25 protein-coding genes are annotated in these 24,608 nt (G+C 73.5%); 17 read left to right on the forward strand and 8 right to left on the reverse strand.

From position 1 onward, the window contains the following. The first annotated feature begins 11 nt into the window (after positions 1–11). The gene (locus tag ACIQVI_RS26590) at positions 12–1,283 is read left to right on the forward strand and encodes a glycoside hydrolase family 10 protein (protein ID WP_403600215.1); all 1,272 of its coding nucleotides are present in this window, start codon (positions 12–14) and stop codon (positions 1,281–1,283) included. Between the two features lie 115 nt (positions 1,284–1,398). Here ACIQVI_RS26590 and ACIQVI_RS26595 read toward each other — a convergent pair whose 3' ends face one another. Continuing rightward, positions 1,399–1,602: a DUF1918 domain-containing protein gene (locus ACIQVI_RS26595; RefSeq protein WP_121829032.1), complete on the reverse strand. Its 204-nt coding sequence runs from the start codon at positions 1,600–1,602 to the stop codon at positions 1,399–1,401. A 123-nt stretch (positions 1,603–1,725) separates the two neighbouring features. After that, positions 1,726–2,565 carry a DMT family transporter gene (locus ACIQVI_RS26600; RefSeq protein WP_351973375.1) on the reverse strand — a complete coding sequence of 280 codons (840 nt, stop codon included), beginning with the start codon at positions 2,563–2,565 and terminating at the stop codon, positions 1,726–1,728. A gap of 502 nt (positions 2,566–3,067) precedes the next feature. Here ACIQVI_RS26600 and ACIQVI_RS26605 point away from each other — a divergent pair. From ACIQVI_RS26605 to ACIQVI_RS26620, 4 genes are all read left to right on the forward strand, one after another. Continuing rightward, positions 3,068–4,576 carry a PLP-dependent aminotransferase family protein gene (locus ACIQVI_RS26605; RefSeq protein WP_403600218.1) on the forward strand — a complete coding sequence of 503 codons (1,509 nt, stop codon included), beginning with the start codon at positions 3,068–3,070 and terminating at the stop codon, positions 4,574–4,576. A 31-nt stretch (positions 4,577–4,607) separates the two neighbouring features. Further along, positions 4,608–5,060 (forward strand): GNAT family N-acetyltransferase, encoded by a 453-nt coding sequence (locus ACIQVI_RS26610; RefSeq protein ID WP_351973373.1) that lies wholly within the window; start codon positions 4,608–4,610, stop codon positions 5,058–5,060. A gap of 69 nt (positions 5,061–5,129) precedes the next feature. Then, positions 5,130–5,705, forward strand: coding sequence for a histidine phosphatase family protein (locus ACIQVI_RS26615; RefSeq protein ID WP_121829044.1), 576 nt, complete (start codon positions 5,130–5,132; stop codon positions 5,703–5,705). Positions 5,706–5,815: 110 nt separating this feature from the next. Continuing rightward, positions 5,816–6,976, forward strand: coding sequence for a methyltransferase (locus ACIQVI_RS26620; RefSeq protein ID WP_403600222.1), 1,161 nt, complete (start codon positions 5,816–5,818; stop codon positions 6,974–6,976). A gap of 15 nt (positions 6,977–6,991) precedes the next feature. On the opposite strand, the gene ACIQVI_RS26625 is transcribed toward ACIQVI_RS26620, so the two are convergent. Continuing rightward, positions 6,992–7,417 carry a winged helix-turn-helix transcriptional regulator gene (locus tag ACIQVI_RS26625; RefSeq protein ID WP_403600225.1) on the reverse strand — a complete coding sequence of 142 codons (426 nt, stop codon included), beginning with the start codon at positions 7,415–7,417 and terminating at the stop codon, positions 6,992–6,994. 88 nt (positions 7,418–7,505) lie between these two features. On the opposite strand from ACIQVI_RS26625, the gene ACIQVI_RS26630 reads away from it, so the two are divergent. The 3 genes from ACIQVI_RS26630 (at position 7,506) to ACIQVI_RS26640 (ending at position 10,143) form a co-directional block, all read left to right on the forward strand. After that, on the forward strand, positions 7,506–8,327 hold the full coding sequence (locus tag ACIQVI_RS26630) for an NmrA family NAD(P)-binding protein (protein ID WP_403600228.1): 822 nt from the start codon (positions 7,506–7,508) through the stop codon (positions 8,325–8,327). A 352-nt stretch (positions 8,328–8,679) separates the two neighbouring features. Continuing rightward, entirely contained in the window at positions 8,680–9,699 is a 1,020-nt protein-coding gene (locus ACIQVI_RS26635) for a zinc-binding dehydrogenase (protein ID WP_403600231.1), read from the forward strand. A gap of 39 nt (positions 9,700–9,738) precedes the next feature. Continuing rightward, the gene (locus ACIQVI_RS26640) at positions 9,739–10,143 is read left to right on the forward strand and encodes a MerR family transcriptional regulator (protein ID WP_403600234.1); all 405 of its coding nucleotides are present in this window, start codon (positions 9,739–9,741) and stop codon (positions 10,141–10,143) included. A gap of 187 nt (positions 10,144–10,330) precedes the next feature. Here ACIQVI_RS26640 and argG read toward each other — a convergent pair whose 3' ends face one another. Continuing rightward, on the reverse strand, positions 10,331–11,776 hold the full coding sequence (argG, locus tag ACIQVI_RS26645) for an argininosuccinate synthase (protein WP_351971439.1): 1,446 nt from the start codon (positions 11,774–11,776) through the stop codon (positions 10,331–10,333). Positions 11,777–11,903: 127 nt separating this feature from the next. After that, the gene (locus ACIQVI_RS26650; protein WP_403600237.1) at positions 11,904–12,350 is read right to left on the reverse strand and encodes an anthrone oxygenase family protein; all 447 of its coding nucleotides are present in this window, start codon (positions 12,348–12,350) and stop codon (positions 11,904–11,906) included. 90 nt (positions 12,351–12,440) lie between these two features. Here ACIQVI_RS26650 and ACIQVI_RS26655 point away from each other — a divergent pair, with 90 nt between their 5' ends. The 6 genes from ACIQVI_RS26655 (at position 12,441) to ACIQVI_RS26680 (ending at position 18,118) form a co-directional block, all read left to right on the forward strand. Beyond that, positions 12,441–13,019 (forward strand): TetR/AcrR family transcriptional regulator, encoded by a 579-nt coding sequence (locus tag ACIQVI_RS26655; protein WP_403600240.1) that lies wholly within the window; start codon positions 12,441–12,443, stop codon positions 13,017–13,019. Positions 13,020–13,114: 95 nt separating this feature from the next. Beyond that, positions 13,115–14,143: an N-acetyl-gamma-glutamyl-phosphate reductase gene (gene argC / locus ACIQVI_RS26660; protein WP_403600243.1), complete on the forward strand. Its 1,029-nt coding sequence runs from the start codon at positions 13,115–13,117 to the stop codon at positions 14,141–14,143. 88 nt (positions 14,144–14,231) lie between these two features. Next, positions 14,232–15,398, forward strand: a complete 1,167-nt coding sequence (gene argJ, locus ACIQVI_RS26665) for a bifunctional glutamate N-acetyltransferase/amino-acid acetyltransferase ArgJ (RefSeq protein ID WP_351971443.1) — start codon at positions 14,232–14,234, stop codon at positions 15,396–15,398. Next, positions 15,395–16,309 carry an acetylglutamate kinase gene (gene argB, locus ACIQVI_RS26670; RefSeq protein WP_403600247.1) on the forward strand — a complete coding sequence of 305 codons (915 nt, stop codon included), beginning with the start codon at positions 15,395–15,397 and terminating at the stop codon, positions 16,307–16,309. The genes argJ and argB overlap by 4 nt, the downstream gene beginning before the upstream one ends. Continuing rightward, positions 16,306–17,580, forward strand: coding sequence for an acetylornithine transaminase (locus ACIQVI_RS26675; protein WP_403600250.1), 1,275 nt, complete (start codon positions 16,306–16,308; stop codon positions 17,578–17,580). The genes argB and ACIQVI_RS26675 overlap by 4 nt, the downstream gene beginning before the upstream one ends. Before the next feature lie 7 nt (positions 17,581–17,587). Further along, the gene (locus ACIQVI_RS26680; RefSeq protein ID WP_030214728.1) at positions 17,588–18,118 is read left to right on the forward strand and encodes an arginine repressor; all 531 of its coding nucleotides are present in this window, start codon (positions 17,588–17,590) and stop codon (positions 18,116–18,118) included. Between the two features lie 48 nt (positions 18,119–18,166). On the opposite strand, the gene ACIQVI_RS26685 is transcribed toward ACIQVI_RS26680, so the two are convergent. Together ACIQVI_RS26685 and ACIQVI_RS26690 are read right to left on the reverse strand one after the other, a co-directional pair. Beyond that, a complete protein-coding gene (locus ACIQVI_RS26685; protein WP_351971446.1) occupies positions 18,167–18,772 on the reverse strand; it encodes a pyridoxamine 5'-phosphate oxidase family protein in 606 nt (201 codons plus the stop codon). 14 nt (positions 18,773–18,786) lie between these two features. Continuing rightward, positions 18,787–20,109 carry a hypothetical protein gene (locus ACIQVI_RS26690; RefSeq protein ID WP_403600254.1) on the reverse strand — a complete coding sequence of 441 codons (1,323 nt, stop codon included), beginning with the start codon at positions 20,107–20,109 and terminating at the stop codon, positions 18,787–18,789. A gap of 231 nt (positions 20,110–20,340) precedes the next feature. On the opposite strand from ACIQVI_RS26690, the gene argH reads away from it, so the two are divergent. Next, positions 20,341–21,768: an argininosuccinate lyase gene (gene argH / locus ACIQVI_RS26695; protein ID WP_351971447.1), complete on the forward strand. Its 1,428-nt coding sequence runs from the start codon at positions 20,341–20,343 to the stop codon at positions 21,766–21,768. 12 nt (positions 21,769–21,780) lie between these two features. Here the strand turns inward: argH and ACIQVI_RS26700 are convergent, their stop codons facing one another. Next, a complete protein-coding gene (locus ACIQVI_RS26700; RefSeq protein WP_403600257.1) occupies positions 21,781–22,290 on the reverse strand; it encodes an HAD domain-containing protein in 510 nt (169 codons plus the stop codon). Between the two features lie 85 nt (positions 22,291–22,375). Here ACIQVI_RS26700 and ACIQVI_RS26705 point away from each other — a divergent pair, with 85 nt between their 5' ends. Further along, positions 22,376–22,927 carry a helix-turn-helix domain-containing protein gene (locus tag ACIQVI_RS26705; protein WP_351971449.1) on the forward strand — a complete coding sequence of 184 codons (552 nt, stop codon included), beginning with the start codon at positions 22,376–22,378 and terminating at the stop codon, positions 22,925–22,927. Next, a complete protein-coding gene (locus ACIQVI_RS26710; RefSeq protein WP_351971450.1) occupies positions 22,924–24,468 on the forward strand; it encodes an MFS transporter in 1,545 nt (514 codons plus the stop codon). Before ACIQVI_RS26705 ends, ACIQVI_RS26710 begins: the two co-directional genes overlap by 4 nt. Positions 24,469–24,608 lie beyond the last annotated feature (140 nt).

Here is a 24,608-nt window from a genome sequence, read left to right on the forward strand (position 1 = left end):
GAAGAGGGTTCGTGGTCGGCACCACCGGGGCGGCGCTCGCCGTGACGGGAACGACAGGCACGACGGCGGTGACCGGAGCGGCCCACGCGGGCGCGGAGGCGGGCGGGGCACCCGAAGTGCGGAGCCAGGCGCGAGGGCGGCCCGGGAGGCCCCGCCGCCGGGAGTTCCGCGGCGTGTGGGTGGCGACGGTCAACAACATCGACTGGCCCTCCAAGCCCGGCCTCACCGCCGGGCAGCAGCGCTCCGAGCTCCTCGTCCACCTCGACAGGGCAGCCGAGCGGCGGCTCAACGCCGTGGTCCTCCAGGTCCGGCCGACCGCCGACGCCCTGTGGCCCTCGCCGTACGAACCGTGGGCGGAGTGCCTGACCGGCGTCCAGGGGCGCGACCCCGGCTGGGACCCGCTGGGCACGGCCGTCGCCGAGGCCCACGCGCGGGACCTCCAGCTGCACGCCTGGTTCAACCCGTACCGGGTGGCGAACCACACCGACCCGGCCCGGCTGGTCGCCTCCCACCCGGCGCGGCGGCACCCGGAGTGGGTGCTGCCCCACGGCGGGAAGCTGTACTACGACCCCGGCCTTCCCGAGGTCCGGCGCTTCGTCCAGGACGCCATGCTGGACGCGGTCCGCCGCTACGACGTCGACGCCGTGCACTGGGACGACTACTTCTATCCGTACCCGGTCGCCGGGCAGGTCTTCGCGGACGACGGGACGTACGCGCGCCACGGCGGCGACTTCCCCGACAAGGCGTCCTGGCGGCGGCACAACACCGATCTGCTGGTCTCCGAGATGTCCGCCCGGATCAAGGCCGCCAAGCCGGGGGTGGCCTTCGGGGTGAGCCCCTTCGGGGTCTGGCGGAACGCCGCCACCGACCCGGAGGGCTCGGACACCACGGCCGGTGTCCAGACCTACGACGACCTGTACGCCGACACCCGGAAGTGGGTGCGGGAGGGCTGGCTCGACCACATCGTGCCGCAGCTGTACTGGAACATCGGCCTGCCCGCGGCCGACTACGCCAAGCTGCTGCCCTGGTGGGACGAGACGGTACGGGGGACCGGCGTCGGCCTCTACGTCGGCGAGGCGCTCCACAAGGCCGGCGACCCCGCCCAGCCCGCCGCCTGGCAGGACCCGGGGGAACTCTCGCGCCACCTGGACCTCGCCAAGGGGTACGCCGGGGTCGGCGGGCACTGCTTCTTCTCGGCGAAGGAGGTCGCGCGGGACCGGATCGGGGCGATGGCCGAGGTGGTGGCCGACCACTACCCGACCAGGGTCCGTCCACCGGGGTGACGGCCTCTCGGCCGGTTCCCGTTCCTCGGCCGGGTCCCGTTCTTCGGCGGGTCCCAGCACCTCGGCCGGTCCTCGTTCCCCAGCCGGTCCCAGCCCCTCGGCCGGTCCCCGTTCCTCAGCCGGTTCCCGCCTCCGGGTGGTGACGCACGACGGTGTCGGGGCCCGGTGACATCAGGGCCTCGTGTCCGTCGTCGTCGAACTTCACGCGGTACGGGGGAGTGCCGTTCTCCCCCAGTACCTGAAGGACCTCGGCCGTACGGTCGTGGTGGCCGACGGTCCGTCCGTGCACCAGCAGTTTGTCGCCCACGCTCGCCTGCATCGGGGTGACCTCCTCGCGATCCGGCCCGTGCCGGTTCTTCGCTCTTCGGAGCCTCTGCTTGTCATTGTGACCCTTTTCGTCCGCTTCCGTCGCGCGGGACCTCCCCGGTCGCCGGGGGGCGGGTCACGACTTCGAGCGCTGGGTGACCGCGATGCAGACCAGGACCGCGACCGCCGCGACGGGGGCGGCCGGGGACAGGGTTTCGCCGAGGAGGGTGACCGACCAGACGAGGGTGAGGAGCGGCTGGGCGAGCTGGAGCTGGCTGGCCTTGGGGATGCCGATCGCGGCCATGCCCCGGTACCAGACGTACAGGCCGAAGAAGGTCGAACCGGCGGCGACCCACAGCAGTCCGACGACGCCGTGGGCGGTGAGGTGGACCGGCTCCAGGGACAGGGCGACGGCCGAGGCGACCAGCATCAGCGGCAGGCAGAGGATCAGGGCCCAGCCGATGACCTGCCAGCCCGGCATCAGCCCGGCGAGCCGGCCGCCCTCGGTGTAGCCGGCCGCGCACACGAGCAGCGCCCCGAAGAGGTACAGGTCGCCGGTGGAGAGCGCCCCGCCGCTCTCCGCGAGCGTGAAGCCGAGCACCACCACGGCGCCGGAGACGGCGGCGATCCAGAAGGTGCGGGAGGGGCGCCGGCCCGTCCGCAGGGCGGCGAAGGCCGCCGTGGTCAGCGGCAGGAGGCCCACCACCACGGCGGCGTGGGAGGTGGTGGAGGTCTGGAGCGCCAGGCTGGTCAGGAGCGGGAAGCCGATGACGACCCCGCCGCCGACCACCGCGAGCCCCGCCCAGTGGCGCCGCTCCGGCAGCGGCACCCGGCCGACGAGCAGGAAGACGCCGGCGACGAGCGCGGCGAGGGTGGAGCGCACGGCCACCAGCGACCAGGGTCCGAAGCTCTCCAGGCCCCAGACGGTCGACGGGAAGGTGAGCGAGAACGCGACGACGCCGAGCCCGGCGAGCAGGGTCCCACGGGTGCGGGGGTCGGGCGCGGGGGTCCGGTGGGTGCTCGCGGTGCCGGTGGTGCCAGGGGTGCTGGGGCTGCCGGAGGTACTGGCGGTGCCGAGGGCCTGGCGGGCGGCCGTGGTTCCGTTGGCACCCGGAGCTCGGCGGCCGGTCGTGGCTCCAGCGGCTTCGGTAGCCCGGCGGGCGGTCGCGCCTCCCGCAGGGCCGGGGGCCGGGTGAACGGGCGCGGCGCCCGCGACCCGGCAGGTGTCCGTGGCTTCGGTGATCCCCGGGACCGGGGCACCCGGCGCCCCGGCGGCCCCCAGGACCGAAGGAACCGAAGGAGTCGACGTCCAGGTGGCCCCGGAGACCGAGGGCCCCGGGGCTCCGCCGGCCCTCAGGGCCGAGGCAGTCGGCGCCCCGGCGGCCCCCGGCGCCGAAGGGTCCGACGCTCCGGCGCTGCCGCCCCCCGAGGTGGTGACCGCTATCGCGTCAGCAGTAGTAGCGCTATCGTATGTCCTCATGCATGAGCGTAGCAGTGTCGCGGAACTGGTGAAATCCCTGAGGGCAGAGCTCGACCGCTACTCTCCCGGTGGAAAGCTGCCGTCGAGCCGGGCCCTCGTCGAGCGCTACCGCGTCTCCCCGGTCACCGTCACCCGCGCCCTCGCCCAGCTCGCCGCCGAAGGGCTCGTCGTCACCCGCCCCGGCGCCGGCGCCTTCCGCGCGGAACCCCGTACCCCCACGCCGGTCACCGGCGACACCTCCTGGCAGGAGGTCGCCCTCAGCGCCGACACCGCCACCGAACTCGTGCCCCGGGCCGTCGACGCCTCCGGCGTCCTCGTCACGCTCGCCGCGCCGCCGCCCGGCACGATCGAGTTCAACGGCGGCTACCTCCACCCCTCCCTCCAGCCCGAACGGGCCCTCGCCGCCGCCCTCGCCCGGGCCGGCCGACGTCCCGGCGCCTGGGGCAGGCCGCCCATCGACGGCCTGCCGGAGCTGCGCGAATGGTTCGCCCGCGAGATCGGCGGCAGCGTCACGGCGGCCGAGATCCTCGTCACCGCCGGGGGCCAGTCCGCGATCACCACCGCCCTGCGCGCCCTCGCCCCGCCCGGCACCCCCGTCCTCGTCGAGTCCCCCACCTACCCGGGGATGCTCGCCGTCGCCCGCGCCTCGGGCCTCCGGCCCGTCCCCGTGCCCGTCGACGCCGGGGGAGTCCGCCCCGACCTCCTCGAAGCCGCCTTCCGCGCCACCGGGGCCCGCGTCCTCGTCTGCCAGCCGCTCTTCCAGAACCCCACGGGCGTCGTCCTCGGACCGGAGCGGCGCCGGGAGGTCGTCCGGATCGCCCGCGCCGCCGGGGCCTTCGTCGTCGAGGACGACTTCGCCCGCCGCCTCGTGCACGAGGACGCCCCGCCGCTCCCCGAGCCCCTCGCCGCCGAGGACCCGGACGGCGTCGTCGTCCACGTCCGCTCCCTCACCAAGCCCACCTCTGCCAGCCTCCGCGTCGGCGCCCTCGCCGCCCGCGGCCCCGTCCTGGAACGGCTGCGCGCCATCCAGGTCGTGGACAGCTTCTTCGTCCCCCGCCCCCTCCAGGAGGCCGCGCTCGAACTCGTCGGCTCCCCGGCCTGGCCCCGCCACCTCCGCGCCGTCTCGCAGGAGCTCAAGGCCCGCCGGGACGCCATGACCGGCGCCCTCGCCCGCCACCTCCCCGAACTCGCCCTGTCCCACGTCCCCTCCGGCGGCTACCACCTCTGGCCGCGCCTCCCCGACGCCCTGCCCGAGGCCTCCCTCCACGCCACCGCCCTGCGCACCGGGGTCGCCGTGGCCCCCGGCCGCCCCTATTTCTGCGCCGAACCCCCCGCCGGCCACATCCGGCTGAGTTTCGCGGGTGTCGCGGGCCCCACGGAGATCGCGGAGGGCGTGCGCCGCCTGCGGACGGCGGTGGACGAGCTCACCGGCCGGCATCCGGGACCGGGCCGTACGGAAGCCCCGCCCGCCCCCGACCCGGCAACGGCCCCGGGCAAATCCGCCTGACAACACCCCGTACTCCTGAAAGCCTGCGTCCATGAGCGACAGCACCGTCCCGGAAGGCCCCGTCATGCACGGGGCGTACGAGATATCGGCCGACCCCGCCCGGATCGACGCCGCCCGCGTCCACCACTGGATCTCCACCGACTCCTACTGGGCCCCGGGCCGACCTCGGGAGAAGCAGGACCGGGCCATCGCGGGCTCGCTCAACGTCGGCGCCTACCACCGCGAGACCGGCGAGATGGGCGCCTACGCGCGCGTCGTCACCGACTACGCCACCTTCGCCTGGCTCTGCGACGTCTACGTCGACCGCCCGGCCCGGGGCACCGGCCTCGGCACCGCGCTCGTCACCGCCGTCCGGGACCTCCTGGAGCCGTACGGGCTGAGCCGGATCATGCTCGCCACCGCCGACGCGCACGGCGTGTACGCGAAGGTGGGTTTCGCGCCACTACGAAATCCGGACAAGTGGATGGCTCTCGGGCGGCAGTGAGCCGAGCCCCCTCCGCCCCCGCGAAACGACCCCTTGACCAGCGGCGCCACCGGCCTCACGATCGCGGCCATGGGTCTTAGGGTGACGCTCGTCACGGCGGCACGCAGCTCCTCCCTGCTCGCCGAACGGTTCGACGACGACCGGCCGCTCGACGAGGCCGGCTGGTACGAGGTGCAGCAGGCCGCGCCCGCGCTCATCCCGCTCGGCGCGGCCGAACTGCGCTACTGCTCCCCGACCCCGCGCAGCCGCGCCACCGGCACCGCCCTCGGCTACGCGCCCCTCGCCCAGCCCGCGCTGCGCGACTGCGACATGGGGCGCTGGCGCGGCCTGACCCTCGCCGAGGTCGCCGCCCTCGAACCGGCCGCCGTCGACGCCTGGCTCACCGACGCCCGCACCGCCCCGCACGGCGGCGAACCCCTCCTCGCCTTCATCGCCCGGATCGGAGGCTGGCTCGACACCCGCCCCGCCGAGGACGGCGCCATCGTCGCCGTCGCCGAACCCTCCGTCGTACGGGCCGCCCTCGTGTACGCCCTGAAGGCGCATCCCGCCACGTACTGGAACGTCGACGTCCGCCCCCTCTCCACCGTCACCCTCACCGGCCGCCCCGGCCTCTGGCACCTCCAGCTCGGCGCGGCCCTGCGCTGACCGGCCCGCGCCACCGGGGACAGGCCGGGGACGAGGCGGGGACGGGGCGGGGCGGGGACGAGGCGAGGGCGGGGCGGCCCGGCCCCACGACCGGCTAGCCTGAACCCACGATGAACCGTTTGAGCACGTCATGGGGCGCCTTCGCGCTGACCCGCCACCCCGAGGACCCGCGCGACCCGCTGCGCGCCTGGGACGCGTCCGACGAGTACCTCCTGGGGCACCTGGCCGAGACCGGCACCGACCTCTCCGGCACCGTCGCCGTCCTCGGCGACCGCTGGGGCGCCCTCGTCACCGCCCTCCAGGCGGCGGGCACCGGCACCCTCGTCCAGATCACCGACTCGTACCTCGGCGGGCGGGCCACCCGGACCAACCTCGCCCGCGCCGGCGCCGCCCCGGACGCCGTCCGGCTGCTCACCACCCAGGACCCGCCGCCCGAGCGGATCGACGTGCTCCTCGTCCGCGTCCCCAAGAGCCTCGCGCTCCTGGAGGACCAGCTGCACCGCCTCGCCCCCGCCGTCCACGAGGACACCGTGATCGTCGGCACCGGCATGGTCAAGGAGATCCACACCTCCACGCTGAAGCTCTTCGAGCGGATCCTCGGCCCCACCCGCACCTCCCTCGCGGTGAAGAAGGCCCGGCTGATCCACACCACGCCGGACCCCGCCGCCGCCCCGGGCCCGAACCCCTGGCCGTACCGGTACGCGCTCCCCGCCGACACCCCCGCGCCCGGCCTCCCCGGACGGACCGTCACCAACCACGCGGGCGTCTTCTGCGCCGACCGCCTCGACATCGGCACCCGCTTCCTCCTCGCGCACCTGCCCCGCGACCTGGGCCGGGCCCGCGTCGCCGACCTCGGCTGCGGCAACGGCGTCGTGGGCCTCGCGGTCGCCCTCGCCGAACCCGGCGCGGACCTGGTCTTCACCGACGAGTCGTACCAGGCCGTCGCCTCGGCCGAGGAGAACTTCCGTGCCCACGCGGGTGACGGGCGCACGGCCGAATTCCTCGTCGGCGACGGACTCGCGGACCTGGCCCCCGGCTCGGTGGACCTGGTCCTCAACAACCCGCCGTTCCACAGCCACCAGGCCACCACCGACCGTACCGCCCGCCGCATGTTCGCCGACGCCCGGCGCGCCCTGCGCCCCGGCGGCGAACTGTGGGTCGTCGGCAACCGGCACCTCGGCTACCACGTCACCCTCCGCCGGATCTTCGGCAACAGCGAACTGGTCGCGAGCGACCCGAAGTTCGTGGTCCTGCGCGCGGTCCGCGCCTAGATCCTGTCCGGCGGATCAGGGGCGCGGATCAGGGTCGGGGTGGGCCCGGTCGTACACCTGTCGCGCCTCGGCGATGACGGAACGATGCGCGAGGGACCAGTCGGCGAGCGCCTTGACCAGGTGGGTCAGGCCGGCCCCGGTCTCGGTCAGGCGGTAGTCGACCCGGGCCGGGACGGTCGGGTACACGGTGCGCAGCACGAGGCCGTCACGTTCGAGCCTGCGCACGGTGAGGGTGAGCATCCGCTGGGAAATGCCGTCGACGGCGCGCTGGAGTTCACGGAAGCGACGTGGCCCGCCGGTGAGTTCGACGATCACGAGCACCGACCACTTGTCGCCGATGCGGTCCAGGACGTCGCGGATGCCGCAGTCGGGATGGTGTTCGCGTCCGCACGGGTCGATTTCGGCGGGGGCGGTGGTTACCCCGGTGTGCGTGAGTGACATCGAACTGCCTCCTTGTGGCCGGTGGGCATGAGGTCGAGGATCAAGCGCAGTTACCGATGAGAACCACTACGGAAGACTGTGATCGATCATGATTTTAGTGACCGGAGCGAATGGGAACCTCGGCGCGGCCACCCTCGCGGCGCTGCACGCCCGCGGTGCCGTTGCGACGGGCGGCAGCCGCACACCGGGCGAGGGGATGCGGCGCCTCGACTTCGACGACCGTCCGAGCCTCGACCTGACCGGTGTGTCGACTCTGGTGCTCGTCTCCGCCGGTTACGCCGAGGACGACCGGGTCGTCGCCCGGCACGCGGCAGTCCTGGACGCCGCCGTCCGTGACGGCGTCGGCCACGTCGTCTACACGAGCCTGACCACCGCCGGCGACCATCTCGGTTTCGCCCTGGCCCACCGCGCGACCGAGCGCCTGGTGCGGGCGAGCGGATTGCCGTGGACGATCCTGCGCAACGGCCTGTACGCCGAACTCTTCGGCGGTCTGCTGATGTGGGCCGGTGACGAGGTGGAGTCCGCGTTCGGGGACGGCGCCCTGGCCGCGGTCTCGCGAGAGGACCTGGCCGAGGCCGCGGCGGTGGTGGCGTCGGATCCCGCACCGCATGGCGGGCGCGTCCATGACCTCGTCGGCACGCCGATCACGGCAGGGCAGGTGGCCGGCGAGCTCGGCGTCGCGTACCGCTCCATCAGTCTGGGCGAGTACCGGCGCAGGCTCCTCCACGAGACGCCGGGACTGCTGCCGTTCCAGCCGCCGATGCTCGCCTCGATCGCCACGGGCATCCGGCACGGCTTCCTGGACGGCACCGCACCCGACCTCACCGACCTCCTCGGCCGCGCGGCCCGCTTTCCCCTGGCCACGGCCGTCGCGGCCGCATCCACTGCCAGGCCGAAAGCAGACGATTAGCGGCGACGGCGACGGCGACGACAGCGACAGCGACACGAGCTCGGCGGCGACAGCGACACGAGCTCGGCGGCGAAGCGAGTCCTCCCGGCGATCGCGGCGGGAGGACTCGCCCGTGTCACGCGACGCGCCCCTTTCCCGCGAGACGACGAAAAAGACGGCCACCGCGATCACGCCTGCCACCGCCCCCGCACCGCTGTCGGAAACCACCCACCAGCAGCTCGACTCCACGCCGGTGCCACCGACGTACGGCCCCGTACACCCGGCGGGCACGTGGCGGGCGGGCTTGCCCCTGACGCGCGGGTCAGGGTTTACGGTCCCGCCGACCCGCCCGCCCCTCCTCCTGGAGCACGTCATGGCCACCCACCGCGAGATCCGGCTGCGCACCCGCCCCGCCCACGGCCTCCCGACCCCCGACCACCTCGAACTCGTCACGACCGCGCGCCCCGTGCCCGCCCCCGGCGAAGTCCTCGTCAGGAACCGCTGGTTCGCGGTCCAGGCCGCGCTGCGGACCCTCGTCTCCGGCCGGATCGAGGGCGCGCCCCTCCCATCCGTCGAGCCGGGCGACACGCTGTTCGGCGCGGCCGTCGGCGAGGTCGTGTCCGCCCCGCACGGCGGCGGCCCGCGCCCCGGGGAGCTCGTCCTCCACTGGCAGGGCTGGCGCGAGTACGCCGCCGTCCCCGTCGCCGCCTGCACGCCCCTCGGCGACGCGCTGCCCGACCCGGTCGCCCACCTCTCCCAGGGCAGGACGGCGTACGCGGCCCTCACCCGGGGCGCGGAGGTGCGTCCCGGCGACACGGTCCTCGTGACCGGCGGGGCGGGCGCCGTCGGCACCATGGCCGGGCAGATCGCCCGGCTCCTCGGCGCGGGCCGGGTCGTCGGCAGCACCGGCTCACCGGCCAAGGCCGAACGGCTCGTCACCGAACTCGGCTACGACGCGGCCGTCGTACGGGACACCGGTACGCCCTTCGCCGCGCAGCTCGCCGAGGCCGCGCCCGACGGCGTCGACGTGATCTTCGACAACGTCGGCGGCGGGCAACTGCGCGCGGCCGTCGACGCGGCCCGCCCCGGGGCCCGCGCCGTCGTCGTCGGCGCGCTCTCCGGCCAGCTCGACCCCGCCGGAACCGGCACCACCGCGCGCGTGGAGCTCGATTCGTACGCGCTCGTCCTCAAGCGGATCTCGCTGCGCGGCTTCAGCCCGCTCGACCACCCGGAGACGGACGCCGAGTGGCGGGAGCGCTTCGGCGGCTGGCTCCGTGCTGGCGAGATCACCTTCCCGCACGTCAGGGCGGCGGGCATGGAACGGGCCCCCGACGCGTTGCACGAGGTGATGACGGGACGGCATCTCGGCGCGGTCGTGGTCGAGTTGCCCTGACGGAGGTGGCCGCCGGGGGCCACGGCGGGGACGGTCGGCATGAGGATCGGTGACGCGGCGGCAGCGGCGGGGACCACGCCCAGGGCCCTGCGCCTGTACGAGCAGCGGGGCCTCCTCCCGCCCCCCGTCCGCACCCCGGCAGGCCAGCGGGAGTACGGCCCGGACGACGTGGCACGCGTGCGCGTGGTGCGCGAACTCCTCGCCCTCGGCCTGACGATCGAGGACGTCCGGGCCTGCGTGGACCGCCTCTCCCTCCTCGACGTGGAGGCGATCCGCTCCCGGCGGGTCCCGGAGGGCGTCTGCGCGCGGACCTCCCCGGTCGTGCACCGCCGGATCGAGGCCCTCGACGAGGAGATCGCCCGGCTGACCCGGATGCGCGACGAACTGGTCTCCCGCGCGGCCGCGACGCGGGGCGACCGGAACCCGGAGCGAACGACGGCCTGACCTGCCGCGCCGCCCGCATGGAACCGGTGCGCGCGAAAGGCCCGCCCGCACCGGTTCCACGCGGCCCGCGAAAAGGCTGCCCCCACACCGCCTCCAGGCCGATCGGCGAAAAGGCCGGCCCGGCACCCAGCAGGGTGCCGAACCGGCCTTCCGCCGCCGACGGGCCGTCGCCCGACGGCCCGCGCGGTCAGTCCGTGCCGAACTCCATCGCGGCCCGGTCGAGCAGCTCGTCGTCGTCCGAGGCCTCGCCGCGCGAGGCGATGGCCTCGGCCCCGCCCTCCGGCATGGTGCCGATCAGCCCGGTCGCGGCGGCCTGCGCGGCGCCGATGGCCGGACCGCCGCTGCCGATCAGGCCGAGGCCCGCGTACTGCTCCAGCTTGGCGCGGGAGTCGGCGATGTCGAGGTTCCGCATGGTGAGCTGGCCGATCCGGTCCGCAGGACCGAAGGCCGAGTCCTCGGTGCGCTCCATGGACAGCTTGTCCGGGTGGTAGCTGAACGCCGGGCCCGTGGTGTCGAGGATCGAGTAGTCCTCGCCGCGCCGCAGCCGCAGCGTCACCTCGCCGGTGACGGCCGCGCCGACCCAGCGCTGGAGCGACTCGCGGACCATCAGCGCCTGCGGGTCCAGCCACCGGCCCTCGTACATGAGCCGGCCGAGCCGCCGGCCCTCGTTGTGGTACTGGGCGAGGGTGTCCTCGTTGTGGATCGCGTTGACCAGGCGCTCGTACGCGGCGTGCAGCAGGGCCATGCCGGGGGCCTCGTAGATGCCCCGGCTCTTGGCCTCGATGATCCGGTTCTCGATCTGGTCCGACATGCCCATGCCGTGACGGCCGCCGATGGCGTTGGCCTCCATGACGAGGTCGACGGCGGAGGAGAACTCCTTGCCGTTGACGGTCACCGGGCGGCCCTGGTCGAAGCCGATCGTCACGTCCTCGGCGGCGATCTCGACCGACGGGTCCCAGAACCGGACGCCCATGATGGGCTCCACGGTCTCGACGCCGGTGTCCAGGTGCTCCAGGGTCTTGGCCTCGTGGGTGGCGCCCCAGATGTTGGCGTCGGTGGAGTACGCCTTCTCCGTGCTGTCCCGGTAGGGGAGGTCGTGGGCGAGGAGCCACTCCGACATCTCCTTGCGGCCGCCGAGCTCGGTCACGAAGTCGGTGTCCAGCCACGGCTTGTAGATCCGCAGGTGCGGGTTGGCGAGCAGCCCGTAGCGGTAGAACCGCTCGATGTCGTTGCCCTTGAAGGTCGAGCCGTCGCCCCAGATCTGGACGTCGTCCTCCAGCATCGCCCGGACGAGCAGGGTGCCGGTGACGGCACGGCCCAGGGGCGTGGTGTTGAAGTAGGCGCGACCGCCCGAGCGGATGTGGAACGCGCCGCAGGTGAGCGCGGCGAGGCCCTCCTCGACCAGCGCCGCCCGGCAGTCGACCAGGCGCGCGATCTCGGCACCGTAGGTCTTCGCGCGGCCGGGCACCGAGGCGATGTCGGGCTCGTCGTACTGGCCGATGTCGGCGGTGTAGGTGCAGGGGATGGCGCCCTTGTCGCGCATCCATGCGACCGCGACGGAGGTGTCGAGGCCGCCGGAGAAGGCGATGCCGACGCGCTCGCCGGCGGGCAGGGAGGTGAGGACCTTGGACATAGGAAGAGTATGCATCATCTCGCATGGTCATGCAAAGAGGGATGGGGGAGCCGGGCAAGGGGTCCCGGCGTCCGGGGCGCGGCGCGAGCTTCCGCGCGCCCGTCGCCGCCCCGCCGCCCCCGGCCCCTCAGGCGAGCGCGGTGACCAGCAGGGCGAAGGCGCCGATGATGACGGCGACGCGGATGTAGTGGAAGAAGTCCCAGCGCTTCATCTGCTCCTTCCAGTCGGCGGGCCGGTTCCCGGGGGTCCACGTCTTGCTCCGGTTGTTGATCGGGACGAGCAGCAGGATCGACATGGCCACGCTGACGAGCAGCAGCCCGCCGGCGGTGACGACGAGGGCGGTGCCGCCGTCGTGCCGCCCGGCGACGGCCCAGATCGCGGCGAGGACGAGCGAGCCGATGTACCAGAACGGCATCACGGCGCCGAGCATCCGGCCCCCGTGGGCACGGGCGAGTTGGCCGCTGTCCTCGGGGAGCGCGCTGAAGATCGGGTTCATGACGAAGGCGACGGAGAACTCCACCCCCACCATCACGCCGACGACCACGGTGGTGAAGACCTCAAGTGCGGTGAGCATGGTGACCCTCCCGGGTTCTAGCGTTGCTAGCCAGTAAGGCAACGCTAGACCTTCTGCCGCTCGATTGTCTAGCGGTGCTAGGATTCCTTCATGTCGGTACAGGAACGCAAGGAACGCGAACGGGCGGACCGCGAGCGGCTCATCGTGGCGACGGCCCGCGAACTCGCCGAGCGGCAGGGCTGGGACGCGGTCACCACCCGCCGGCTCGCCGAGCGCATCGAGTACAGCCAGCCCGTCCTCTACAGCCACTTCCGCGGCAAGCGCGAGATCATCGGCGCCGTCGCCCTCGAAGGCGCCGCCGAGATGGCGGCGGCGCTGCGGGCCGCGACCTCGGCCGCGGACGGCCCGCGCGCGCGGGTCGCCGCCCTCGCCCGCGCCTACCTCGACTTCGCCGGGCGCAATCCGGCGGTCTACGACGCGATGTTCCGGCTCGACGGCGGCCTGGCGTTCGCGGAGGAGGACACTCCCGAACCCTTGAAGGATGCCTTCGCCGCCCTGCTGGAGCCCCTCGACGAGGTCGCGGGCGAGGGCGTCCACCCGGGGCTGTTCACCGAGGTGTTCTGGGCGGCCCTGCACGGCCTCGCGACCCTGGCCCGGGCGGGACGGCTGCCGCCGGGGGATGCCGAGCGGCGGACGGAGCTGCTGGTGGACCGCCTCGCCGTGGTCTGACCCCGCCGTCCACGCGCGCGGGGCGCCTCCCCTCCGGTTCGTTGCATAAAACTGCGGCTCCACGTATAGTCATGCCATCCATGAGGAGGGTTTCGATGACGGTACGAGTAGCGGTGGCGGGTGCGAGCGGATACGCGGGCGGAGAGCTCCTGCGTCTGCTCCTGGCACACCCCCACGTCGAGATCGGGGCACTGACCGGCCACTCCAACGCCGGCCAGCGCCTCGGGGCCCTCCAGCCCCATCTGCTGCCGCTCGCCGACCGCGTCCTCGTGCCCACCGCCGCCGAGGAGCTCGCCGGGCACGACGTCGTCTTCCTCGCACTGCCGCACGGCCAGTCCGCCGCCGTCGCCGAGCGGCTCGGCCCGGACGTCCTCGTCGTCGACATGGGCGCCGACTTCCGGCTTGAGGACCCCGCCGACTGGGAGACGTACTACGGCTCCCCGCACGCCGGGACCTGGCCCTACGGCCTCCCCGAACTGCCGGGTGCCCGCGCCGCGCTGGAGGGGTCCAAGCGCGTCGCGGTGCCCGGCTGCTACCCCACCGCCGTCTCGCTCGCGCTCTTCCCCGCGTACGCGGACGGCCTGGCCGAGCCCGAGGCCGTGATCGTCGCCGCCTCCGGCACCTCCGGCGCCGGCAAGGCGGCCAAGCCGCACCTGCTCGGCAGCGAGGTCATGGGCAGCATGTCCCCGTACGGGGTCGGCGGCGGCCACCGCCACACCCCCGAGATGATCCAGAACCTCAGCGGACCGGCGGGGGAGCGGGTCACCGTCTCCTTCACGCCCACCCTGGCCCCGATGCCCCGCGGCATCCTCGCCACCTGCACGGCCGCCGCGAAGCCGGGGACCACCGCCGAGGCCGTGCGGACCGCGTACGAGAAGGCCTTCGCGGACGAGCCGTTCGTCCACCTGCTCCCCGAGGGACAGTGGCCGGCGACCGCCTCCGTCTACGGCTCCAACGCCGTCCAGGTCCAGGTCGCGTACGACCCCGGCGCGCGCCGGATCATCGCGATCAGCGCCATCGACAACCTCACCAAGGGCACCGCCGGCGGCGCGGTGCAGAGCATGAACATCGCCCTCGGGCTCCCTGAGGGCACCGGACTTTCCACGATTGGAGTCGCTCCGTGAGCGACGCACGCGCAGCCACCGGTCTGCAGACGACGACGAAGCCCGCACCTCTGCGCTGCGCGGGCGGAGAAGCGAACGGAGAAGCACAGTGAGCGTCACCGCAGCGAAGGGATTCACGGCGGCGGGCATCGCCGCCGGGATCAAGCAGAACGGCAACCCGGACCTGGCCCTCGTGGTCAACACCGGGCCCCGCCGCGCCGCCGCGGGAGTCTTCACCTCCAACCGCGTCAAGGCCGCCCCCGTCGTCTGGTCCCGGCAGGTCCTCGCCGACGGCGAGCTGACCGCCGTCGTCCTCAACTCCGGCGGCGCCAACGCCTGCACCGGCCCCCAGGGCTTCCAGGACACCCACGCCACCGCCGAGAAGGTCGCCGAGGTCCTCTCCGCGAAGGGCGAGGAGGTCGGCGCCGGCGAGGTCGCCGTCGCCTCCACCGGCCTCATCGGCATCCTGCTCCCCATGGACAAGCTCCTCCCCGGCGTCGAGAAGGCCGCGGCCGAACTCTCCGAGCACGGCGGCGAGAAGGCCGCCATCGCCATCAAGACCACCGACACCGTCCACAAGACCGCCGTGGTGACCGGGGACGGCTGGACGGTCGGCGGCATGGCCAAGGGCGCGGGAATGCTCGCCCCCGGTCTCGCGACCATGCTCGTCGTCCTCACCACCGACGCCGACGTGGACGCCAAGCGCCTCGACGACGCCCTCCGGGCCGCCACCCGCGTCACCTTCGACCGGGTCGACTCCGACGGCTGCATGTCCACCAACGACACCGTCCTGCTCCTCGCCTCCGGCGCCTCCGGCCTCACCCCCGCCCAGGACGAGTTCACCGGGGCCGTACGGGCCGTCTGCGACGACCTCGCCCGCCAGCTCATCGGCGACGCCGAGGGCGCCAGCAAGGACATCCGCATCGAGGTGGTCAACGCCGCGACAGAGGACGACGCCGTCGAGGTCGGCCGGTCCATCGCCCGCAACAACCTCCTCAAGTGCGCCATCCACGGCGAGGACCCCAACTGGGGCCGGGTGCTCTCCGCCATCGGCACCACCTCGGCCGCCTTCGAGCCCGACGAGCTCAACGTCGCCATCAACGGCGTCTGGGTCTGCCGAAACGGCTCGGTCGGCGAGGACCGCGACCTCGTGGACATGCGCTACCGGGAGGTCACCGTCACCGCCGACCTCGCCGCCGGCACCGAGTCCGCCGTCATCTGGGCCAACGACCTCACCGCGGACTACGTCCACGAGAACAGCGCGTACTCGTCGTGACCGGCGCCACGCGGAAGCACACCGCGCTCCCCAAGGCCCAGATCCTCATCGAGGCCCTGCCCTGGCTCACCCGCCACCACGGCAAGACCGTCGTCATCAAGTTCGGCGGCAACGCCATGATCGACGAGGACCTCAAGGCCGCCTTCGCCCAGGACGTCGTCTTCCTGCGCCACGCCGGCCTCAAGCCGGTCGTGGTGCACGGCGGCGGCCCCCAGATCAACGCCGCCCTCGACCGGCACGGCCTGGTCAGCGAGTTCAAGGCCGGCCTGCGGGTCACCACCCCCGAGGCCATGGACGTCGTGCGGATGGTGCTCGCCGGGCAGGTCCAGCGCGAGCTGGTCGGACTGCTCAACCAGCACGGCCCGTTCGCCGTCGGGATGACCGGCGAGGACGCCCGCACCATCACCGCCGTCCAGCACCGCCCGGTCATCGAGGGCGAGCAGGTCGACATCGGCCGGGTCGGCGAGATCACCGCCATCGAGACCGGCGCCATCGAAGCACTCCTGGAGGACGGCCGGATCCCGGTCATCTCCTCCATCGCACGCTCCCGGGACGACGCACATGTCTACAACGTCAATGCTGATACGGCGGCTGCGGCACTCGCTGCGGCGCTGGGTGCCGAGACCCTGATGGTCCTGACCGACGTCGAGGGCCTCTACGAGGACTGGCCGAACAGCGACGAGGTCATCAGCCGGCTCACCGCGAGCCAGCTGGAGAAGCTGCTGCCCGAGCTCTCCAGCGGCATGGTCCCCAAGATGGAGGGCTGCCTGCACGCCGTACGGAACGGGGTCACCACGGCCCGCGTGATCGACGGCCGCGTCCAGCACTCGATCCTGCTGGAGATCTTCACCGACGAGGGCATCGGCACGATGGTCGTACCGGACAGCCACGAAGGACAGGGGGACCGATGAGCGACAACGACACCAAGACCGGCGGCGGCACCGAAACCGGCGGCATCGGGACAGACAACACCGCCGACGGCACCGGGACCGGCAACGCGGAGCTGACCCGGCGCTGGCAGGGCTCGCTCATGAACAACTACGGCACGCCCCGGCTCCCCCTCGTCCGCGGCGAGGGCGCCCGGGTCTGGGACGCCGACGGCAAGGAGTACCTGGACTTCGTCGGCGGCATCGCCGTCAACGCCCTCGGCCACGCCCACCCGGCGGTCGTCGAGGCCGTCTCCCGCCAGGTCGGCACCCTCGGCCACGTCTCCAACCTCTTCGTGGCCGAACCGCCCGTCGCCCTCGCCGAGCGGCTCCTCGGCCTCTTCGGCCGGCCCGGCAGGGTCTTCTTCTGCAACTCGGGCGCGGAGGCCGTCGAGGGCGCCTTCAAGCTCGGCCGGCTCACCGGCCGCCCCCACATGGTCGCCACCCACGGCGGCTTCCACGGCCGGACCATGGGCTCCCTGGCCCTCACCGGCCAGCCCGCCAAGCAGACCCCCTTCCTGCCGCTGCCCGGCGACGTCACCCACGTGCCGTACGGCGACGCCGAGGCGCTGCGGGCCGCGGTCACCGAGGACACCGCGCTGGTGATCATCGAGCCGATCCAGGGCGAGAACGGCGTCGTCGTCCCGCCCCCCGGCTACCTCAAGGCGGCCCGGGAGATCACCCGCGCCACCGGCACCCTGCTCGTCCTCGACGAGGTCCAGACCGGCATCGGCCGCTGCGGCCACTGGTTCGCGGCCCAGGCCGAAGGCGTCGAGGCGGACGTCGTGACCCTCGCCAAGGGCCTCGGCGGCGGCCTCCCGATCGGCGCGACCGTCGCCTTCGGCCCGGCCGCCGACCTCTTTGGCCCCGGCCACCACGGCACCACCTTCGGCGGCAACCCGGTCGCCTGCGCCGCCGGACTCGCCGTCCTGGACACCCTCGCCGCCGACGCGGCCCTCGACCACGTGAAGGCGGTGGGGGAGCGGCTGCGGCAGGGAATCGAGGGTCTGGGCCACCCGCTGGTCTCCCACGTCCGTGGCGCGGGCCTCCTGCTGGGTATCGTGCTCACGGAGTCCCTCGCGCCCCAGGTGCAGCAGGCGGCTCAGGACGCCGGCCTCCTGGTGAACGCGCCCGCCCCCGATGTCGTACGGATCATGCCTTCGCTGCTCCTCACCGACGCCGAGGCGGACGCCTTCGTCCGGGCGCTGCCCGGGGTCCTCGACGTGGTGAACGGGCAAGGACGAAGCGGAGAATGAGACGACGATGACCGACGCGCAGGAGAACGAGCACGGAGGGCCGTCCGTTCCGCAGACCCGCACCGCACGCCACCGCAGGATCGTCGACATCCTCAACCGGCAGCCGGTGCGCTCGCAGAGCCAGCTGGCCAAGCTCCTCGCGGACGACGGCCTGAGCGTCACGCAGGCGACGCTCTCCCGCGACCTCGACGAGCTGGGCGCGGTGAAGATCCGCAACACCGGCGGGGAACTGATCTACGCGGTGCCCAGCGAGGGCGGCTTCCGCACCCCGCAGGCGCCGCTGGGCGAGTCCGCCAAGGAGGAGCGCATGAGGCGCCTCTCCGGCGAGCTGCTGATCTCCGCCGAGGCCTCCGCGAACCTGGTGGTCCTGCGAACCCCGCCGGGCGCCGCCCAGTTCCTCGCGTCGGCCATCGACCAGGCCGAACTGCACGCCATCCTCGGCACGATCGCGGGCGACGACACGCTCCTGCTGATCAGCCGCGACCCGGTGGGCGGCCAGGCCCTGGCGGACCACCTCCTGAAACTGGCCCAGAAGTAGGCCTCCGTACGCGGTGCGGACCCGTACGGGGCATCAGTCCCGTACGGGTCACCCGGCCGGGCTGGGCAGCGGCGGCAGCGGCAGCGGAAGCGCGGGCAGCCCGTCCAGGCTGTGCGCGATGTGCTCCTTGCCCTCGCAGTACGCGTTGAACTCCTCGTCCGTCTTCCGGTTGAAGTACTCGGCGTGCAGCGTCCGTTCCTCCCGGTACTCCATCAGCGGTACGGCGAACCCGCAGGCGTCCCTGATCAGCCGCGCCCGCACCACGACGATCGCCCGGGCGCTGCCCTGCCCCTCCACGGCCCCGGCCGGGAACCGGGCGAACAGCTCGCCCCAGCGCGGGTCGTCCCGGAACACCGCCTCCCCGGTCCCGTGCACCCGCACCACGGTCGGCGGCCCCGAGAACGCGGTCCACATCAGCGTGATCCGCCCGTTGCCCGGCTCCCGCAGGTGCGCGATCGTCTCGGCCCCGCTGCCGCCGAAGTCCACATAGGCGAGCGTCAGTTCGTCGAGCACCACGAGGGTCCCGTGCCGCCCCTTGGGGGAGAGGTTGACGTGGCCGTCGCCGGCCAGCGGAGCGGTCGCCGTGAAGAACACCGGCTGCTCCTCGATGAAGGCGCGCAGCCGTCCGTCGATCCGTTCATATGTCTTTCCCATGGCCCACATTCTGCTCACCGCCCCCACCCGGAGCGAACCTTTGGCAAGTCCCTTGCGGAAGAAGGCGCTTCTCCCCATGCCCGGCGCGCCCGGGCGCGCAGCTGCGGATCCGGGTCGTCGAGGAGCACCCGGACCGCCTCCCGCGACGGGGCGCCCCCGGCCTCGATGAGCAGGCGCAGCGCACCTCCGCGGACGTGCGGGGCGGGGGCGGTGGTCGCGCGCCGGAGGAGGCCGTCGGCCGGAAGCCGGCCGGCCCACGGCAGCAGCGCCGTCACCACCTCCCGTACGACCCGCGCCGAACCGTCGTCGAGCAGGGGGACGAGGGGCTCGACCCGTACGGCGTCGAACCGGCGCAGTCCCGCCACGGCGCCCGCCCGGACGCGGGCCCGCTCGTGGCCCGTGAGCACCCACAGGACCGGGACGTCCACGGCCCGGTCACCGCACTCGGCGAGACCGTACGGCGCGTCGTCGGGCACTCCGGCCCCGGCGGCGCAGGCCGCCCGGTAGAGCGGCAGCGGGTCCGTGCCCGCCTGCCGCAGCACCCAGCGGGCGCAGGCGCGCACCATCGCGGAGCGGTCGTACAGGAACGGCCCGGCCTCGGCCGCCCGTCCCGCCCGGTGCAGCCCCGTGACCCCGGCGGCTCGCACCCGCCCCTGCCGGGAGCGCAGGAGCGGACCGAGCACGGCCCCGTCGGCCGCGTCCCGGACCGCCGCGAGCACGGCGTTCGCGCAGAGGTCCTGCACGACCACGTCGGGGTCGGTGGCGGCGGTCTCCGCGAGCCACGAGGGGGAGAGGAGCCCGCGCTCGACACCGATCCGGTGGGCGAGCCGCCGGACCCTGCGGTCGCCGTTCCCGAGCAGCGCGGTCACCCGGCTCGCGGGCCCCTCCCGCAGGGACCCGGCCAGCAGCTCCCGCGCGGCGTCCCCGCGCAGCCGCTCCGCGATCAGCAGGGCGACCGCCAGGAGGCGGCCGAACGCCTCGGGGGACAGCCCCGGCAGCTCCGCGCGCAGCACGGACCGCGCCCGCTCCCGTACGGGCCCGGCCCAGTCGGCGCACCGGACGACGACCAGGGGGAGGAGCTCGGGGAAGCCGCCCGCGAAGGAGAGGGCGGCCTGCCGCATCCGCCCGTCCGGACCGCACAGGGCGACGGCCGTCCCGACGGCGGTGGGCCGCCGGTCCGGGTCGCCGGGGAACCAGGTGGGGACGGGCGGGACGGAGCGGCCCCACCGCAGCTCGGCCCGGACGTCCTCGTCGAAGTCGGTCCACGCGCGCGCGTCGGTCCCCGTCAGGGCGCGGGCGAGCTGGTCGGCGAGGTCGTCGAAAGCGCTGGTCGGCATGGGCGGAGCCTAGATCCGCGCGGCCGGGGACGCCGCCGAATATCGCTCCCGACGTCACCCCCGATGTCACTCCCGACATCGTCCCCGATGTCACCCCCGGAAGGGTGACCCCCGCGTTGACAAAACATACGGAGGATTGCATAGTTATGCCATCGTCTTCTTCGTCCCCGCGCCGCGAGGCCCCGGGCCGGGAAGGCGGCGGTACCCCCACCCTCCCGAGGAGCAGCAGCTGTGAGCAGCAACAACGGTGACGTACGGCTCTGGGGCGGACGGTTCGCCGACGGTCCGGCCGAGGCCCTGGCGAAGCTGTCCGCGTCGGTCCACTTCGACTGGCGCCTCGCCCCGTACGACATCGCCGGTTCCCGCGCCCACGCGCGCGTGCTGCACACCGCCGGCCTGCTCACCCAGGACGAGCTGACCCGGATGCTGGCCGGGCTCGACCGGCTGGAGGCGGACGTCGCCGACGGCTCCTTCGTCGGCACGATCGCCGACGAGGACGTCCACACCGCCCTGGAGCGGGGCCTCCTGGAGCGCCTCGGCCCGGACCTCGGCGGCAAGCTGCGCGCCGGCCGGTCCCGGAACGACCAGGTCGCCACCCTCTTCCGGATGTACCTGCGCGACCACGCCCGGATCATCGGCGGTCTCCTCGCCGACCTCCAGAGCGCCCTCGTCGGCCTCGCCGAGGCGCACGCGGACGTCGCCATGCCCGGCCGCACCCACCTCCAGCACGCCCAGCCGGTGCTCTTCGCCCACCACGTCCTGGCCCACGTCCAGTCCCTCTCCCGGGACGCCGAGCGGCTGCGGCAGTGGGACACCCGGACGGCGGTCTCCCCGTACGGCTCCGGCGCCCTCGCCGGCTCCTCCCTCGGCCTCGACCCGGAGGCGGTCGCGAAGGACCTCGGCTTCGAGCGGGGCAGCGCGGGCAACTCGATCGACGGCACGGCCTCCCGCGACTTCGTCGCCGAGTTCGCCTTCATCACCGCGATGATCGGCGTGAACCTCTCCCGGATCGCGGAGGAGGTCATCATCTGGAACACGAAGGAGTTCTCCTTCGTGACCCTCCACGACGCCTTCTCCACCGGCTCCTCGATCATGCCGCAGAAGAAGAACCCCGACATCGCGGAGCTCGCCCGGGGCAAGTCCGGCCGCCTCATCGGCAACCTCTCCGGCCTGATGGCCACCCTCAAGGCGCTCCCGCTCGCCTACAACCGGGACCTCCAGGAGGACAAGGAGCCGGTCTTCGACTCCTGCGACCAGCTGGAGCTCCTGCTGCCCGCCTTCACCGGCATGATGGCCACGCTCACCGTGAACCGGGAGCGCATGGAGGCCCTCGCCCCGGCCGGCTTCTCGCTGGCCACGGACATCGCCGAGTGGCTGGTCAAGCAGGGCGTGCCGTTCCGGGTGGCGCACGAGGTGGCCGGCGAGTGCGTGAAGGTCGCCGAGTCCGAGGACAAGGAGCTGGACGAGCTGACGGACGAGCAGTTCGCCAAGATCTCCGAGCACCTCACCCCCGAGGTCCGCACGGTCCTCGACGTCCCCGGCGCCCTCGCTTCCCGCGACGGCCGGGGCGGCACCGCCCCCTCCGCCGTCGCCGTCCAGCTCGTCGAGGTCAAGGCCGACCTGGTGATCCAGCACGCCTGGGCCACCGCGAAGCAGTAGGCCACCAGAAGGTCACAGCGCCGCCGCCCACTCCGCGAGCGCGTCGAAGTCCGGCCGGATCAGCCCGATCCGCTCGTCGACGCGCAGGAGCAGGGCGGCGGCGAGGTGGTTCCGCTCCACGTACTCGTGGTCGTACGGCGTGATGTCGTCGTCGACCCACGCGAACGGCCGCCCCGCCGCGTACTCCAGGATGTACTGCGTTTTCCAGAAGGTCCCGCGAGGGGCCTTTCCGTGCATCTGCGGCCAGTCGACGAACGGCAGCTCGGGCAGCCCCAGCGGAGGCCCTATCCACTCGTTGGCCTCGCCCTTCCAGGTCGTCGCCCACACCAGCTCGTACGCCTCCGCGAGCGCCAGCAGCTCCTTCCCGTGGTCCGGGTTGAGCCACACCCGCAGCGGCTTCGCCCCCGTCCAGCCCGTGGGGCTCATCCGGTACGTCTCGTATCCCTCCGGGCGCCGCTCGGGCTTCGCCGCGTACGGGTTCAGCGGTCCGTCCACGTCGATGAGCAGCAGTGGCTTCGTCATGTCCACAGCATTCCGTTCCCGCCCCGGGTGAGGCGTCGATTTATTGAATGAGACACTGATGTCTCATTCGGTGTATGCTCGTCTCATGTCAGTCGATCGCACCCAGGTGCTCCGCGCCGCCGCCGCCCTGCTCACCCGCAAGGCGACCGCCACCATGGACGAGGTCGCCCGGGCCGCCGGGATCGGCCGGGCCACGCTGCACCGGCACTTCGCCGGGCGCGACGCCCTGGTGCGGGCGCTGGAGGAGCTGGGGCTCCAGGAGCTGGAGGCGGCCCTCGACTCCGCCGGGATCGACGAGGGACCCGAGGACGAGGCCGTACGCCGGCTCGTCGCCGCGGTCGAGCCCGTCGGCCCCCTGCTCTCGTTCCTCGTCACCGAGAACCAGCTCTTCGAGGGCGACCAGCAGAACGAGGGCTGGGCCCGCATCGACGCCCGGGTCTCCGCGCTCTTCCGGCGCGGACAGGAACACGGCGTCTTCCGGATCGACCTGACCCCCGCCTGGCTCACCGAGGCCTTCTACGGGCTCGTCGGTTCCGGAGCCTGGGCCGTGCAGGACGGCCGGATCGCCGCCAAGGACTTCCAGTACATGATCGTCGAGCTGCTGCTCGGCGGAGCGCGCAGGAGCGTGGAGAAGTGACCACCAGCACCTTCAAGAGCACGGGCCATACCGAGGGTGTGCGCCGCCCCGGCCGGTGGCTCGCCCTCTCCGTCCTCGTCCTGGCCGTCCTGCTCGTGGCGGTCGACGCCACGGTGCTCGGCCTCGCCACCCCCTTCCTCTCCGAGGACCTCGAACCCACCGGCACCCAGCTGCTCTGGATCGGCGACGTCTACTCCTTCGTCATCGCCGGACTCCTGGTCTCCATGGGCAGCCTCGGCGACCGCATCGGCCGCAAGAAGCTGCTGCTGATCGGCGCCACCGCCTTCGGCGCCGTCTCCGTGCTCAACGCCTACGCGACCAGCCCCGAGACGATGATCGTCGCCCGCGCCCTCCTCGGCGTCGCCGGCGCGACCCTGATGCCGTCCACCCTGGCGCTCATCCGCAACCTCTTCCACGACCCGCGCGAGCGCAGCCTCGCCATCGGCATCTGGGGCGCCATGGCCTCGGCCGGCGCGGCCGTCGGACCGGTCGTCGGCGGCTTCCTCCTGGAGCACTTCTGGTGGGGCTCGGTCTTCCTCATCAACCTGCCCGTCATGGCCGTCCTCGTCCTCGTCGGCGTCAAGCTGATCCCCGAGTCGAAGAACCCGAACCCGGGCCCCTGGGACCTGCCCAGCGTCGCCCTCTCCCTCGTTGGCATGATCGGCGTCGTCTACGCGATCAAGGAACTGGCCTCGCACGGCCCCTCCCTCGACGCGGGCCTCGCCGCCCTCGCCGGCGCCGGCGCGCTCACCTGGTTCGTCCGCAGGCAGCTGACCCTGCCCGCGCCCCTCCTCGACATGCGCCTCTTCCGCCACCGCGGCTTCTCCGGCGCCGTCCTCGCGGACCTGCTGACCATCCTCGGCCTCTCCGGCCTGGTGTTCTTCCTGTCCCAGTTCTTCCAGCTGGTCCAGGGCCGCCAGCCCCTGGAGGCCGGACTCGCCGAACTGCCCGCCGCGGTCGGCGCGGTCACCGCCGGTCTGGTCGCGGGCGTCGCGGCCCGCCGCTTCTCCGTACGGTCCGTGGTCACCGCCGGCCTCGCGGCGGTCGGCCTCTCCCTCGCCGTCCTGACCACCCTCGACCAGCACACCGGCTACCCGCTGCTCGGCGCCGCCCTGCTCGTCGTCGGCATCGGCGCCGGCTTCGCCTTCACCGTCACCGCCGACGTGATCCTCTCCAGCGTCCCCAAGGAGCAGGCCGGCTCCGCGTCCGCCGTCTCCGAGACCGCGTACGAACTGGGCGCCGCGCTCGGCATCGCCGTCCTCGGCTCCATCGTCACCGGGGTCTACCGGGGCTTCCCCACCCCGGCCGGCGTCCCCTCGGACGTCACGGCGGCCGCCCACGAATCCCTCGGCGGCGCCGTCGAGGCCTCCGGCGCCCTCGCCCCGGACACGGCGACGGCCCTCGTGTCGGCCGCCCAGGAGGCCTTCGTCGACGGCCTGCGGATCGCGGCCGGCGTCGGCGCGGCGGTCCTCCTCGCGACGGCGGTCGCGGCCTGGTTCCTGCTCAGGGGCCAGAAGCTGGAAGACGGCGTCGAACACTGAGACGCCGCCCCGCACACAGAGGGGGGTGCCCCCGTACGGGAGCCCGTACGGGGGCACCCCCCCCATGTCGCAAACGGCCACCGGGCACCGGGCCCGTGTGGGGGAAAACAACCCCGCCAACAGACCCCCTAGCCCCCAAA

Source organism: Streptomyces sp. NPDC098101 (assembly GCF_044760185.1).
GTDB lineage: Bacteria > Actinomycetota > Actinomycetes > Streptomycetales > Streptomycetaceae > Streptomyces.